This window comes from Streptomyces sp. NPDC006516 (genome assembly GCF_040611875.1).
GTDB lineage: Bacteria > Actinomycetota > Actinomycetes > Streptomycetales > Streptomycetaceae > Streptomyces.
On sequence record NZ_JBEXPD010000008.1, the window covers coordinates 247,178 to 260,676 of the forward strand.

Here is a 13,499-nt window from a genome sequence, read left to right on the forward strand (position 1 = left end):
CTGGGATGGGGTCCGGAAGGGGGTCGGGAGCGGCGGCCGGCCGCGTCAGCTCGTGCGGCCCTTCGCCTCGAACGCCTTCATCCGGTCGAGCACGCCGTCCGCGGTGGGCTGGGTCATCTCGTCGACGACGGCACCGTCTGCGAGGAAGATCACGCGGTCCGCGTAGGAGGCGGCGACGGGGTCGTGGGTCACCATCACCACGGTCTGGCCGAGCTCGCGCACCGAGTTGCGCAGGAAGCCCAGGACCTCGGCGCCGGAACGGGAGTCGAGGTTCCCCGTCGGCTCGTCGCCGAAGATGATCTCCGGCTGCGAGGCCAGGGCGCGGGCCACCGCGACGCGCTGCTGCTGGCCGCCGGAGAGCTCGGTGGGACGGTGCTTCAGCCGGTCGGAGAGGCCCACCATGTCGATGACCTTCTGCAGCCAGGCCGCGTCGGGCTTACGGCCGGCGATGTCCATCGGCAGTGTGATGTTCTCCAGCGCGGTCAGCGTGGGCAGCAGGTTGAAGGCCTGGAAGATGAAGCCGATCTTGTCCCGGCGCAGCTGGGTGAGCTGCTTGTCCTTCAGCGTCCCCAGCTCGGTCTCGCCGATGCGTACGGAACCGCTGCTGAAGCTGTCGAGACCGGCCACGCAGTGCATCAGCGTGGACTTGCCGGAACCCGAGGGGCCCATGATCGCGGTGAACTCGCCCTGCGGGAAGTCGACGGTCACCCGGTCCAGGGCGACCACCTGGGTCTCACCCTGGCCGTAGACCTTCGACAGCTCCGTGGCACGGGCGGCGACCGCGGTGGTGCGGTGAACGGTGGTGGTCGTCACAGGGGTACTCCTGGTTCGGGCGGCTGGTGCGCTGGGACCCCTCCATCGTCTCCGTCGATTTCCGCCCGGTCGTCAGTCCCCGTGCCCGTTCCGGGGGCCCTCTTGAGTCGCACCCGCCCACCCGCGGCGTACGTCTGAGGTAGGAGACCGGCCCCGAGAGGCCCGGGTGTTCACCGGGGCGGGGCGGTGGATCCGCGGGGCACCAGGCGGGCCGTCGCGTCCTCGAAACCGGGGGCCGTGCCGTCGGCCACCATCGTCAGGAGCGTACGGGCCGCGTGGCTGCCGTACGCGGAGATGTCCCTGCTCAGGGCGGTCAGCGGGGGCCGCACGACACGGGAGAGCTGGGAGTCGTCCCAGGCGACGAGCGAGAGATCGGCGGGCACGTCCAGGCCCATCTCCTGGGCGACGGAGAGGCCGGCGACGGCCATGATGTCGTTGTCGTAGATGACGGCGGTGGGCCGCGCGGCCGAGCTGATCAGCCGCCGCGTGGCGTGCGCGCCCTCGTCGCCGGAGTAGTCGGTGTGCACCACCACCGGCTCGTCCAGGCCGAGTTCGGCGCTGATCTCGCGCTGGGCACGGTCGCGCAGCTGGGTGTGGATCAGCTCGGGCATGCCCGCGACCCGGGCGACGGAGCGATGGCCGAGCGCGCTCAGGTACGTCAGGGTGTCCCGCAGCGCCGCCGCGTCGTCCGACCACACGGGTGTGAGCGATCCGGCCGCCGACGGGTGGCCGATCACGACGGCCGGCATGCCCAGCTCGGCGATGCCCTCGATCCGCGGGTCGGGGGAGCGCACATCGGCGACGAACACCCCGTCCACGCGGCCCTCGCCCCACCAGCGGCGGTACATCTCCAGCTCCTGCGCCGGGTCGGTGACCACCTGGAGGAGCAGGGCGCAGCTCCGGGCGGACAGCTCGGTCTCGATGCCGCTGATGAGCTCCATGAAGAACGGCTCGACCCCGAGCATCCTGGCAGGCCGCGACAGTGCGAGCCCCACGGTGCCGGCGCGCGCGTGGGTGAGGGCGCGGGCCGCGCTGTTGGGGCGCCAGCCGATCTCCTGCGCGATGGCCTTGATCGAGGCGCGGGTCGCGGGGGAGACCCCGGGGCGGTCGTTCAGGGCGTACGACACCGCGACCTTGGAGACCCCGGCGCGACGCGCGATGTCGGCGATCGTGGGGCGGTGCTTGGACATGCGACCTCGCTTAACCGGTTCGTTTTCATGCGGCATCCTAGCCGCAGGCTCCTGACCTCTGTCTTCCCCGAAGCGGTCCAGACCTCTCGCAGGATCACTGGAAAAACTGGAATGGGAGCGCTCCCGCTCTCTTGACACGGCTTCGGGGCCCCCATACCTTCACGGCACTTACCCGGTTCAGTAACTCCGCTCGGCAGGGACGGCGCGGGGGAAAAGGAGGGGCTATGGGTACGCGTACCCGGCTGCGGGTCACCACCGCACTCGCCGTGTTCACACTCGCCGCGACCGCGTGCACGGGAGGCGGTTCGGACACGGCCGGCAGCGGCGGTCCGGTCGGCAAAGGCGGCTCGCTGCCGCGCAACGAGACGCTCTACACGACCGGCACCCAGTGGGGGCCTCCGGCCAACTACAACCCGCTGCGCAACTGGGACCACGCGACCGGCACCAAGGGACTGGTCTACGAGACCCTGTTCCACTTCGACCCGAACGAGGGCAAGCTGAACCCCTGGCTCGCGGAGTCGGGCAGCTGGACCGGTGACAAGGCGTACGAGGTGAAGCTCCGTCCGGGCATCACCTGGGCCGACGGCAAGCCGCTGACCGCCAAGGACGTGGCGTACTCCTACGGCCTCGGCAAGATCGAGGCCTCCGCCTTCCACTCGCTGTGGAGCTGGCTGTCCGACGCGACGGCGGTGGACGACACCACGGTCCGCTTCACCTTCAAGGAGGCCCGCTACCAGGAGTGGGACTCCACCCTCTACAGCCAGCCGATCGTCCCCGAGCACGTGTGGAGTTCGCGCACCGACGAGGACATCCTCAACGGAGTCAACGACAAGCCCGTCGGCACCGGGGCCTACAAGCTGAAGAGCAAGACCCAGGACCGGGTCGTGTGGGAGCGGCGCGACGACTGGTGGGGCACGAGGGCGCTGAGCATGACGCCGGCCCCGCGCTACATCGTGGACGTCTCCAACCCGAGCAACGAGGTCGTCATCGGCCAGCTGGGTCAGGGCCAGCTGGACCTCAGCAACAACTTCCTGCCGGGCGCCTCCTCGCTGATCAAGAGCAAGAAGGTCGTGTCGTACTACGACAAGGCCCCGTACATGCTCTCGGCCAACACCGCGTGGCTGGTGCCCAACACCACCAAGAAGCCGATGGACGACGCCGCCTTCCGCCGGGCACTCGCCGCGTCCGTCGACACCGGGAAGATCGTCAAGGGTGTGTACGGCGACCTCGTCAAGCCGGCCTCCCCGACCGGGCTGCTGCCGCAGTGGGAGCAGTTCGACGACAAGGCCCTCATCGCGGAGAAGGGCTTCACGCACGACGCCGCCGCCGCGAAGAAGGAGCTCGCGGACGCAGGCTACAAGGACAAGGACGGCGACGGCTTCGTCGAGAACAAGGACGGCTCCGCCCTCAGCCTGAAGCTGGCCGTGCCCTCGGGCTGGACCGACTGGATGGAGGCGGCCAAGGTCATCGCGGCCGGGGCGAAGGACGCGGGCATCAAGATCAGCACCGAGTTCCCCGACCAGAACGCCCTCAACGAGCAGCGCGGCAAGGGCGACTTCGACCTCGTCATCAACAACGAGCGCCAGCTGTCGAACACCCCCTGGACCTACTACGAGTACATGTTCCAGCTGCCGATCCAGAAGCAGCAGAACACGGTCAACTTCGGGCGCTACGAGAACGAAGAGGCCTGGAAGCTGGTCCAGGAACTCGGCGGGGTCAAGACCGACGACACCGCGGGCATGAAGGCCGCCGTGTCGAAGATCCAGGACATCCAGCTGACCGAGATGCCCATCATCCCCCTCTGGTACAACGGCCTGTGGTCGCAGTCCACCACCGGAGCCTGGAAGAACTGGCCGTCGGACGCCGCCGGAGCACCGAAGACCGCACCGGCCCTGTGGCGCAACTGGCTGGAGATGGGCGGCTTCGAGACGCTCACCCAGCTCAAGCCCGCCAAGTGACGTCGCCGACTCCATGACCGCCCCGCCGTGTGCGCACACCTGACCGTGCGCGCACGGCGGGGCTCTCCACCAGGGGAGCACCCTTGCGCCGCTATTTCGCCCGCAAACTTCTGATCTACGGACTGACCTTCGTCGTCGCCGTCACCGTCAACTGGATGATCCCGCGCTTCATGCCCGGAGACCCGGTCTCCGCCATGGTCGCCCGCGCCAGGGTCTCGCAGCCGGAGGCGGCGGAGGCGATGCGCACGTACTACAACAACCTGTTCGGCTTCGACGAACCCTTGTGGCAGCAGTACCTCCACTTCTGGGGGGCCCTGCTCCAGGGCGACTTCGGGATCTCCATCTTCGTCTTCCCGACCCCCGTCGGGGACGTCCTGCTCGACGCCCTCCCGTACACCCTCGGCCTGATGATCCCGGCCGTCCTGCTCAGCTGGTTCGTGGGCAACTGGATCGGCGCGCTGTCCGCCCGGCGCAAGGTCCTCGACAACACCGTGCTGCCGGCCGGATATCTGCTCACCGCCATGCCGTACATGTGGATCGCCGTCATCCTCGCCTGGGCGCTCGGGGCCAAGGCGGGCTGGTTCCCCATATCCGGGGGCTACAGCCTGGACATCCAGCCCGGCTGGAGCGCCGACTTCGCCCTCGACGCGCTGCACCACTGGGTGCTGCCGTTCCTCTCGCTGTTCCTGGTCGCGCTCGGCGGCTGGGCCATCGGCATGCGGAACATGATCATCTACGAGCTGGAGTCCGACTACTCCTCGTACCTCGCGGCCCTCGGGGCACCCCAGCGGCTCATCCGCCGTTACGCGTTCCGCAACGCCGTCCTGCCCCAGGTCACCGGGCTCGCCCTCCAGCTGGGCGTGCTGGTCGCCGGAGCGCTCGTCACCGAGATCGTGTTCGCCTACCCGGGGCTCGGCTCGCTGATCCTGGCCGCGATCCAGAACCAGGACTTCTTCCTGCTCCAGGGCGCCTTCCTGTTCATCGTCATCGGCGTACTGATCGCCAACTTCCTCATCGACATCGTGTACGTCGTCGTCGACCCCCGCACCCGTACGGGCATGGCAGGAGGCACGTCATGAGCACACTGCCCGACCCGGCGCCCGAGGCCCCCTCGGCCGAGGCGCCCGTGGCCAAGCCGGGCCGCGAGTCGCTGCACTACGCGGTGCGCAACCCCAAGCTGATCATCGGCGTGACCCTGGTCGCGATCCTGCTCGCGGTCGGCGTCGTCGGCCCGATGCTGCTCGACAGCGGCAACCCCAACGAGTACGTGGGCCCGCAGGCGTCCGCGCCCGACGGCACCTACTGGATGGGCACGACCACCTTCGGCCAGGACGTGTACGCGCAGTTCGTGCACGGGCTGCGCGCCACCTTCCTGGTGGGCGTCGTCGGCGGTGCCATCGCCGCCGTCATCGCGATGGTCGTCGGCTTCCTCGCCGGCTACCGGGGCGGCATCACCGACGAGATCCTCAACATGCTCACCAACGTCGTGCTGGTGATCCCCGCCCTCGCCGTCCTGCTGATCATCAACGCCTACATGGGGGTGCGCAGCGTCGCCGTGCAGGGACTGTTCATCGGCCTGACCTCGTGGCCGTGGGCCGCCCGCGCGATCCGGGCGCAGACCTTCTCGCTGCGCACCCGGGAGTTCGTGGACCTGGCCCGGCTCAGCGGCAGCGGCACCTGGCGGATCGTCTTCCGCGAGATCGCGCCCAACATGAGCTCGTACCTCTTCATGATGTTCATCCTGCTCTTCGGCGGGTCCATCCTCATCGCCTCCTCGCTGGACTTCATCGGGCTCGGCCCGACCGAAGGCGTCTCCCTGGGCCTGATGCTCCAGAGCGCCCAGCAGTGGAGCGCGCTCCAACTCGGCATGTGGTGGTGGTTCGTCCCGCCGGGCGCCGGGATCACCGCGATCGTCGGCGCGCTCTACGTCGCCAACGTGGGCCTCGACGAGGTCTTCAACCCGAAGCTGAGGGAGTCCTGAGCAGATGACCCTGACCGTCAAAGATCTGCGGGTCCACTACCGCACGCTGCGCGGCGAGGTCCGGGCCCTGGACGGCGTCGGCTTCGACCTGGCGGACGGCGAGATCCTGGGCCTGGCGGGCGAGTCCGGCTGCGGCAAGACCACCCTGGGCAAGGCCCTCATCCGGCTCGACGGCCGGATGAGGCACGTGGGCGGCAGCGTGACGCTGGACGGCGACGAACTGCCGTTGTCCGACGACCGGGCGATGAACGCCTACCGCTTCCACAAGATCTCGCTCGTCCCGCAGTACTCGATGAGCGCGCTCAACCCCACCCGCCGCATCGGACGCATGATCCGCGAACTCCTCGCCTCCCGCGGAGTCACCGTGGACACCGGCGAACTGCACCGCAGGCTCGCCCTGGTGGGCCTGGAGCCCGAGGTCCTGGACCGCTATCCGATCGAGCTGTCCGGGGGGATGAAGCAGCGCGCCGTCATGGTGATCTCCACGCTGCTCGACCCGTCCGTCCTCGTCGCCGACGAGGTCACCTCGGCCCTGGACGTCTCCAACCAGCAGGCCGTCGTGGGCGCCCTCACGGGCCTCCGTGACAAGGGCCTGGTCACCAGCATGATCTTCGTGACCCACGACCTGGGGCTGACCTCGCACATCGCCGACTCGATCATGGTGATGTACGCGGGCAAGCTCGCAGAGAAGGCCCCCACAAAGGTGCTGACGACCGAGCCACGCCACCCGTACACCAAGATGCTGATCGGTTCTCTGCCCCAGGTGGGCGCCCGGTACAAGGACAAGCCGCTCAGCGGCATCGAGGGCTCCCCGCCCTCCCTGCTGGACCCTCCCGCCGGCTGCCGCTTCCGCGACCGCTGCCCGCTCGCCGACAGCGGGTGCGCCGAGGAACCCCCGGTCGTCGAGGTAGCTCCCCGCCACACCGTCGCATGCTGGAAGGCGGCCTGATGCTGACCCTCGACCGTGTCACCAAGACCTTCCGGGCCGGTGCCTTCGGCGGCGGCTCCACCACCGCCGTGGACCGGGTCTCCTTCTCGGCGGCACCAGGCGAACTGGTCTCCCTCATCGGCGAGAGCGGCAGCGGCAAGTCCACCATCGGCCGCATGGTGCTGGGCCTCACCCAGGTCAGCTCCGGCAGCCTCACCCTGGACGGCGAACAGGTCCGGCCCGGCAAGGACTTCTACCGCCGCGTCCAGGGCGTCTTCCAGGACCCCTTCAGCTGCTACAACCCGGTCTTCAAGGCGGACCGCGTCTTCGCGCTGGTGCGCCGCGCCTACCACCCGGACGTCTCCGACAAGGAGTGGGCGGACCGCGTGGAGAAGGCCGTACGTGACGTACGCCTTGACCCCGGCCAGGTGCTCGGCCGCTACCCGCACCAGCTGAGCGGCGGACAGCTCCAGCGGCTGCTGATCGCCCGCGCCCTCCTGCTCGACCTGCGTTTCCTGGTCGCCGACGAGATCACCAGCATGCTCGACGCCTCGACCCGCATCGACGTGCTGAATCTCCTCGCCGGCCTCAAGGAACGCGGTCTCGGTGTCCTCTACATCACGCACGACCTGTCGCTCGGCACGTATCTGGCCGAGAAGACCGTGGTGCTGCGCAGCGGCCGTGTCGTCGAACGCGGGGACACCCAGAAGGTCTTCGGCAACCCACTCCACCCCTACACCCGCACACTGCTCGCCGCGGTGCCCCGGCTGAACCAGCCCTGGACCGCCGCCGAACCCGTGGAGGCCTGCGCCTACCACGAGGGCGGCGCGCGGGACGGCGACCTGTACGAGACCGAGCCGGACCACTTCGTGGCCTGCGCCGGGCTCCCCGACTGCGGAAGGACCCCCGCGTGACACCGCGCCACCTGCCCCTGCACGACGGCTGGACGCTCACAGCCGACGGCCCCGTACCGGTGGGCCTTCCCGCAGGCGGCGTACCGGCGGCCGTCCCCGGCTGCGTGCACACCGACCTGCTGGCCGCCGGGCTGATCGACGACCCGTACCTGGACGACAACGAGAAGCGGCTCGGCTGGATCGGCCGTACCGACTGGACGTACCGCACCGAGTTCGTGTGGGCCGGTGACGGGCACGAGTTCACCGACCTGTGCTTCGACGGCCTCGACACCGTCGCCACGATCCTGCTCAACGGCACCGAGATCGGCTCCACCGCCAATCAGCACCGCGGCTACCGCTTCCCCGTCCGGCCGCTGCTGCGCGAGGGCCTCAACACCCTCGCCGTCCGCTTCACCGCGCCGTACACCTACGCCGAAGCCCTGCGGGACGAGCTCGGCGACCGGCCCGGCGCCTACACCGAGCCGTACGCCTTCATCCGCAAGATGGCCTGCAACTTCGGCTGGGACTGGGGGCCGACGCTGGTGACCTCCGGCATCTGGCGGCCGGTCGCGCTGGAGTCCTGGACGGGCCCGCGCATCGCCGAGGTGAAGGTCCTCGCCGACCTCGACGGGGACGGGGTGCCGCGCCTGGCCCTCACCCTGGACGTGGACCGGGCGGGGGACGGCCCCCTGGAGGCGTCGGTGGAGGTGGCCGGCGAACGGGCCGTGCTCACCGTCCCTGCCGGGGAGGACCGCGGTGCCGTCACCCTCTCCGTCCCCGGGGCCGCCCGCTGGTGGCCGCACAGCCACGGTGAGCAGCCCCTGTACGACGTCACGGTCCGCCTCGGGGACGAGGCGTGGAGCGGCAGGACCGGCTTCCGGGGCGTCGTCCTGGAGCGCGAGGCGTTCCGTATCTCGGTCAACGACGAACCCGTCTTCGTGCGCGGGGTGAACTGGATCCCCGACGACTGCTTCCCGGCGCGGATCACCCGGCAGCGGATCTCCGACCGCCTCGACCAGGCGGTCGCGGCCGGCGTCAACCTGGTCCGCGTCTGGGGCGGCGGTCTCTACGAGAGCGACGACTTCTACGAGCTGGCCGACGAGAAGGGGCTGCTGGTCTGGCAGGACTTCCCGTTCGCCTGCTCGGCCTATCCGGAGGAGCAGCCGCTGTACGACGAGGTGGCGGCCGAGGCACGCGAGAACCTCGTCCGGCTCGCTCCGCACCCGTCGCTGGTGCTGTGGTGCGGCAACAACGAGAACCTGGAGGGCCACGCCGACTGGGGCTGGCAGGAGAAGCTGGAGGGCCGCACCTGGGGCCACGCCTACTACCACGAGCTGCTGCCCGCCCTGTGCGCCGAGACCGACCCGACCCGTCCGTACTGGCCGGGCTCGCCCTACTCCGGCTCCCCGGAGCTGCCCCCGAACGACCCCGCCCGGGGCACGGTGCACCTCTGGGAGGTCTGGAACCGGGTGGACTACACGCACTACGCCGACGCGGCGCACCGCTTCGTGGCCGAGTTCGGCTTCCAGGGCCCGCCCGCGTACGCCACCCTGCGCCGTGCCGTCAGCGGGCCGCTCGGCCTCGACGCTCCGTTGATCGCCCACCACCAGAAGGCGGAGGACGGCGACGCCAAGCTGCTGCGCGGTCTGGGGGACCACCTCCCGCAGCCCACGTCCTTCGACGACTGGCACTGGCTCACGCAGCTGAACCAGGCCCGCGCGGTCGCCTTCGGCATCCGTCACTTCCGCTCGCACACCCCGTACTGCATGGGCGCGATCGTGTGGCAGCTCAACGACTGCTGGCCGGTCGTGTCCTGGTCCGCGGTGGACGGCGACGGCCGCCGCAAGCCGCTCTGGTACGCACTGCGCTCGGTGTACGCCGACCGTCTGATGGCCGTACGCGACGGGGCCCTGCACCTGGTCAACGACTCGCCCCGCCTCTGGGAGGGCGCGCTGCGGCTGACCAGGCGCTCGCTGGACGGCGCGGTCCTGGCCGAGGAGACGGTCGTGGTGGGCACGGCGGCCCGCGGAGTCACCCGTGTGCCCCTGCCGCCCTCGGTCGCCGAGCCGGCGGACAGCTCGGGCGAGGTGCTCGTGGCGGAGCTGGGCGATCTGCGGACGGTCGAGTTCTACGAGGAGGACACCCGCCTGGCGCTGCCGCGGGCCCGCTACGACGTGGCCGTCACACAAGGTGACGAGTCGGGCATCGGATACCGGGTCACGGTGACGGCGCGGACACTCCTGCGGGATCTGTCACTCTTCCCCGACCGGCTCGACCCCGCGGCCGAGGTGGACGACATGCTCGTCACCCTGCTGCCGGGTGAGAGTGCCGTGTTCCACGTCACGGGAGCGGTGCTGAAGGACCCGGAGGCCCTGGGCCGGCGGCCGGTCCTGCGGTGCGTCAACGACACCGCCGCCGGGTGAGGTGGCGGGGCCCTGGCGAACGGTGGCGCGGCCCATGGCGAATGGGCCGTGCGAGTGCGGCGAGTTTCCGTCATTCCCGTTTGCCGGGGTTCGTACCGATCGGACGGTCCGGGCGTGTGCTGATGCGGTTCGGACTGTCTGACGGACCCTCAAGCAGTCAATAAAATAAGACAACATCGAGCGGGTGTTCCGCTGTTCGAGGGACGCCCCCGGATAGGGTCTTGTGCCAACGCGGAGTCGCGCGCCCACGCCCGGGTGGTGGAATGCAGACACGGCGAGCTTAAACCTCGCTGCCTCCTCGGGGGCGTGCCGGTTCGAGTCCGGCTCCGGGCACCACCGCACCGGCGGTGGCATCCGGCAGACCGCGCGGTACTTCAGGCGTCAACTTCCTCAAAGATCCTCCTCTGGCACTAGGGCCATTGTTTTGCCTACCCATTACTCTTGTGACAAGGCCACGCACGGTGGCCATGGAGGAGTGAAATGAGGAGCAGCAACCCGGTCTTCTCGCGACGGGGGTTCAGCCGCGACAACGGCTACGCGGGCTTCAACGCGGCGCCGCAGGCCGGGGCCCCCGCAGCGGGTGCCAACCCGTACGCGCAGGGTGCCGCCGCCAACCCGTACGCCACGAACCCCTACGCCCAGCAGGACACCCAGTACGGCGCCCCGCAGGCGCCGGCGCGCTCCGGCGCGATGACGATCGACGACGTCGTCACGCGTACGGCCATGACGCTGGGCACCGTGGTGCTCACCGCCGCGCTCTCCTGGGCCCTTCTGCCGGTCGACGAGGCCAATCTCGGCAAGTCCTACGGCATCGCCGTCGGCGCCGCCCTGGTGGCGTTCGTCTTCGCGATCATCCAGTCCTTCAAGCGCAAGGCGTCGCCCGCGCTGATCCTGGCCTACGCCGCCTTCGAGGGTGTCTTCCTCGGAGTGATCTCCAGCACGGTCAGCACCTACATCAGCCCTGGCACGGTGATGCAGGCGGTCATGGGCACCATGTGTGTCTTCGCCGGTGTCCTCATCGCGTACAAGATGCGCTGGATCCGCGTCACCCGCCGTTTCTACGGCTTCGTGATGGCCGCGGCCATGGGCTTCGTGCTCCTGATGATGGTCAACCTGCTGTTCAGCGTGTTCGGTGGCGGTGACGGCCTCGGCTTCCGCAGCGGCGGCCTCGGCATCCTCTTCGGAGTCATCGGCATCATCCTCGGCGCGTGCTTCCTGGCCCTGGACTTCAAGCAGGTCGAGGACGGCATCGCCTTCGGCGCCCCGCGCGAGGAGTCCTGGCTGGCGGCCTTCGGCCTCACCCTGACCCTGGTGTGGATCTACCTGGAGATGCTGCGTCTGCTCTCCATCCTCAACGGGGACGACTGACCCCGTAGGTGTCACGACGACGGACGGCCCGCAGGCGCATCGCCTGCGGGCCGTCCGTCGTCGCGGGGTGCGCGCGTCCTCAGCGGAGCTTCCGGGCGGCCCGCCGCAGGTCGTACTCGTGGATGATCGCCTTGGCGTGGCCGTAGGCGAGGTCGTGTTCGCTCCGCAGCCAGCTCACCTTCTCCTCGAAGCGGAAGAGAGAGGGGCCTTCGTCGACGGTGCGGAGCCAGTCGGCGATGTCGCGACCGGTGCAATGGGGAATGCGGGAGAGCAGGTTGCGATGGGTTTCTTCGGAGAAGACTTGGGACATCGGCGCCTCCGACGCAGTGCGCGTTGCTGTTCCTTCCCGACACCGTGCCCGAGCATCCGCGCGTTGGCAACCATCCCGTAGGGGCGCGTAGGGTCACGGCGTGCTCGATACGACCCCACTCGTCACCGCCGTCGACCGATTCGCCGACCGGCTGCGCAGCGCCCCGCAGAGCCGGCTCCAGCGCGGCGCCGCCGCGGAGGGCCTGGCCACGGCCCGGGAGCTGTCCGCCCGGGCCCAGCGCGCCGAGTCGCCAGGCCGGGAGCCGCGGGTCATGCCGGACGCGGGGATGTTCGCGGTCGGTGACCAGCTCGCGGTCGCGGGCCGGGACCTGGCGGTGGCACTGGAAACGGCCTCGCCCCAGGAGCTGGACGAGGCCGTGCGGTGTGTCGACGAGGCGGCGGCGCGTGCGTTCGCACCCGGCCCCCGCTAGAACGAGGCGATGACGCGGTCGGCGAGGATGTAGACGTTCTCCTCGCCGCACGAGAAGGTCAGCGCGTAGGCGCCGGAGACCCCGGAGCCGCCGAGCAGGACCGGCTGCTGACCCGAGCGCAGCGAGTCGGCGAGCCGCTCGGCGGTCTCCCGGTGACCGGGGGTCATACAGAGCGTGGTGCCGTCCGCGAAGACGTACACGTCCAGCGTCCCGAGCGGGCCGGGGCGCACGTCCGTGAGCTCCGTACCGGTGTCGGCGAGCCGCTCCAGACGGTTCACGGTACGCTCATGGTCGGTGACCACCGGTGTCTGCACGGGGACGAAGTCCGGGTGCGAGGGGTGGCGGCGGCGGGCCGCGGCCAGCTCGGGGGAGTCCTCGGCGAACTCCGCGTACCCCGCGATCTCGGGCAGGTCGGTCAGTTCCGCGAGCTCCGCCAGTTCGTCGAGTGCGTCACCGGCGTCGAGGTCCATCGCCTCCAGGCCCGCGAAGTCGCTCTGGCGGGGCATGAAGAACGGGGTGTCCTCGCCCAGTCCGCCCAGCAGGGACGGGGCGTCGGCGGCGTCGCGGGCTTCCTGGGCGGCCCAGAAGGCGCGCGCCTCGGCCAGCTCGCGCTCCCGCTCCTCGGCGAGCGCGTCGGCGACGGCCGCGCGTATCTCCTCGGCGGGGGTCGTGGTGCTGCGGTCCTGCTGTTCGGGGACGGAAACGCGGAGGCTCCGGCCCTCCGCCAGCTCCGCGCGCAGGGCGCTGACCTGCTTGCGCAGCCCGTGAGCAGCGTGCAGAGCGGCGGCGCCGACGGCCGTGGCAGCGGCGGTGGTCAGCAACAGGGCAAACGGCATGGCGCTCACTGACATACTCCCGGTTTCAATCGACACCCCCGACTTCCTACATCAGCTTGTCCTGTACTCGTGCCTCCTGTCAGTGCATTACGTCACGAAATGGACAGGTCTTTGGGCCCGGTGTTTAGCTCTGAGGTAGGTGTGACCTGCGCAAACGACTCTCCCCCAGGACGCAGATCACATCCTGGGGGAAATTCGGTCACGATCGGGGCTCGGCCGGTTCGACACGGCCCTCGCGTGGGAGTGCTGGACGCGTTCTCGCCCCTGTGCGAGGGCTCGGCTCAGCCGCTCTGCGTGGTCGGTCGCGTTCGCTTCGCCTCCGCTGCGGGCTGGTGCCGCCCTCGTACCTCGGGCGACCCCAACCCTCCG

Annotated in this window: 12 protein-coding genes and 1 tRNA gene; 9 read left to right on the forward strand and 4 right to left on the reverse strand. The window is 69.9% G+C overall.

The genetic code is table 11. The annotated features are described in order from the left end of the window. Positions 1-45: 45 nt before the first annotated feature. Positions 46-813, reverse strand: a complete 768-nt coding sequence (locus ABZY45_RS22710) for an ABC transporter ATP-binding protein (RefSeq protein WP_356742416.1) — start codon at positions 811-813, stop codon at positions 46-48. A 170-nt stretch (positions 814-983) separates the two neighbouring features. Then, positions 984-2,003: a LacI family DNA-binding transcriptional regulator gene (locus ABZY45_RS22715; protein WP_356742417.1), complete on the reverse strand. Its 1,020-nt coding sequence runs from the start codon at positions 2,001-2,003 to the stop codon at positions 984-986. A gap of 224 nt (positions 2,004-2,227) precedes the next feature. Between ABZY45_RS22715 and ABZY45_RS22720 the strand changes: the two genes are divergently transcribed. The 8 genes from ABZY45_RS22720 (at position 2,228) to ABZY45_RS22755 (ending at position 11,554) form a co-directional block, all read left to right on the forward strand. After that, a complete protein-coding gene (locus ABZY45_RS22720) occupies positions 2,228-3,961 on the forward strand; it encodes an ABC transporter substrate-binding protein (protein WP_356742419.1) in 1,734 nt (577 codons plus the stop codon). Between the two features lie 83 nt (positions 3,962-4,044). Further along, positions 4,045-5,040, forward strand: coding sequence for an ABC transporter permease (locus ABZY45_RS22725; RefSeq protein ID WP_145808978.1), 996 nt, complete (start codon positions 4,045-4,047; stop codon positions 5,038-5,040). Continuing rightward, positions 5,037-5,942 (forward strand): ABC transporter permease, encoded by a 906-nt coding sequence (locus tag ABZY45_RS22730; RefSeq protein ID WP_356742421.1) that lies wholly within the window; start codon positions 5,037-5,039, stop codon positions 5,940-5,942. The genes ABZY45_RS22725 and ABZY45_RS22730 overlap by 4 nt, the downstream gene beginning before the upstream one ends. Positions 5,943-5,946: 4 nt before the next feature. After that, positions 5,947-6,891 (forward strand): ABC transporter ATP-binding protein, encoded by a 945-nt coding sequence (locus ABZY45_RS22735; protein WP_356742423.1) that lies wholly within the window; start codon positions 5,947-5,949, stop codon positions 6,889-6,891. Continuing rightward, complete coding sequence (locus ABZY45_RS22740) at positions 6,891-7,784, forward strand: ATP-binding cassette domain-containing protein (protein WP_356742425.1); 894 nt, start codon at positions 6,891-6,893, stop codon at positions 7,782-7,784. The genes ABZY45_RS22735 and ABZY45_RS22740 overlap by 1 nt, the downstream gene beginning before the upstream one ends. After that, positions 7,781-10,186, forward strand: coding sequence for a glycoside hydrolase family 2 protein (locus tag ABZY45_RS22745; RefSeq protein WP_356742427.1), 2,406 nt, complete (start codon positions 7,781-7,783; stop codon positions 10,184-10,186). Before ABZY45_RS22740 ends, ABZY45_RS22745 begins: the two co-directional genes overlap by 4 nt. Before the next feature lie 249 nt (positions 10,187-10,435). Continuing rightward, a tRNA-Leu gene (locus ABZY45_RS22750) sits at positions 10,436-10,522 on the forward strand. Between the two features lie 144 nt (positions 10,523-10,666). Then, on the forward strand, positions 10,667-11,554 hold the full coding sequence (locus tag ABZY45_RS22755) for a Bax inhibitor-1/YccA family protein (protein ID WP_356742428.1): 888 nt from the start codon (positions 10,667-10,669) through the stop codon (positions 11,552-11,554). A gap of 79 nt (positions 11,555-11,633) precedes the next feature. On the opposite strand, the gene ABZY45_RS22760 is transcribed toward ABZY45_RS22755, so the two are convergent. Next, complete coding sequence (locus ABZY45_RS22760; RefSeq protein ID WP_356742429.1) at positions 11,634-11,864, reverse strand: DUF4287 domain-containing protein; 231 nt, start codon at positions 11,862-11,864, stop codon at positions 11,634-11,636. A 100-nt stretch (positions 11,865-11,964) separates the two neighbouring features. On the opposite strand from ABZY45_RS22760, the gene ABZY45_RS22765 reads away from it, so the two are divergent. Beyond that, the gene (locus tag ABZY45_RS22765) at positions 11,965-12,294 is read left to right on the forward strand and encodes a hypothetical protein (protein ID WP_356742431.1); all 330 of its coding nucleotides are present in this window, start codon (positions 11,965-11,967) and stop codon (positions 12,292-12,294) included. Here ABZY45_RS22765 and ABZY45_RS22770 read toward each other — a convergent pair. Further along, on the reverse strand, positions 12,291-13,130 hold the full coding sequence (locus ABZY45_RS22770; RefSeq protein WP_356742433.1) for a hypothetical protein: 840 nt from the start codon (positions 13,128-13,130) through the stop codon (positions 12,291-12,293). The two genes, ABZY45_RS22765 and ABZY45_RS22770, sit on opposite strands and share 4 nt — an antisense overlap. Positions 13,131-13,499: the final 369 nt, after the last annotated feature.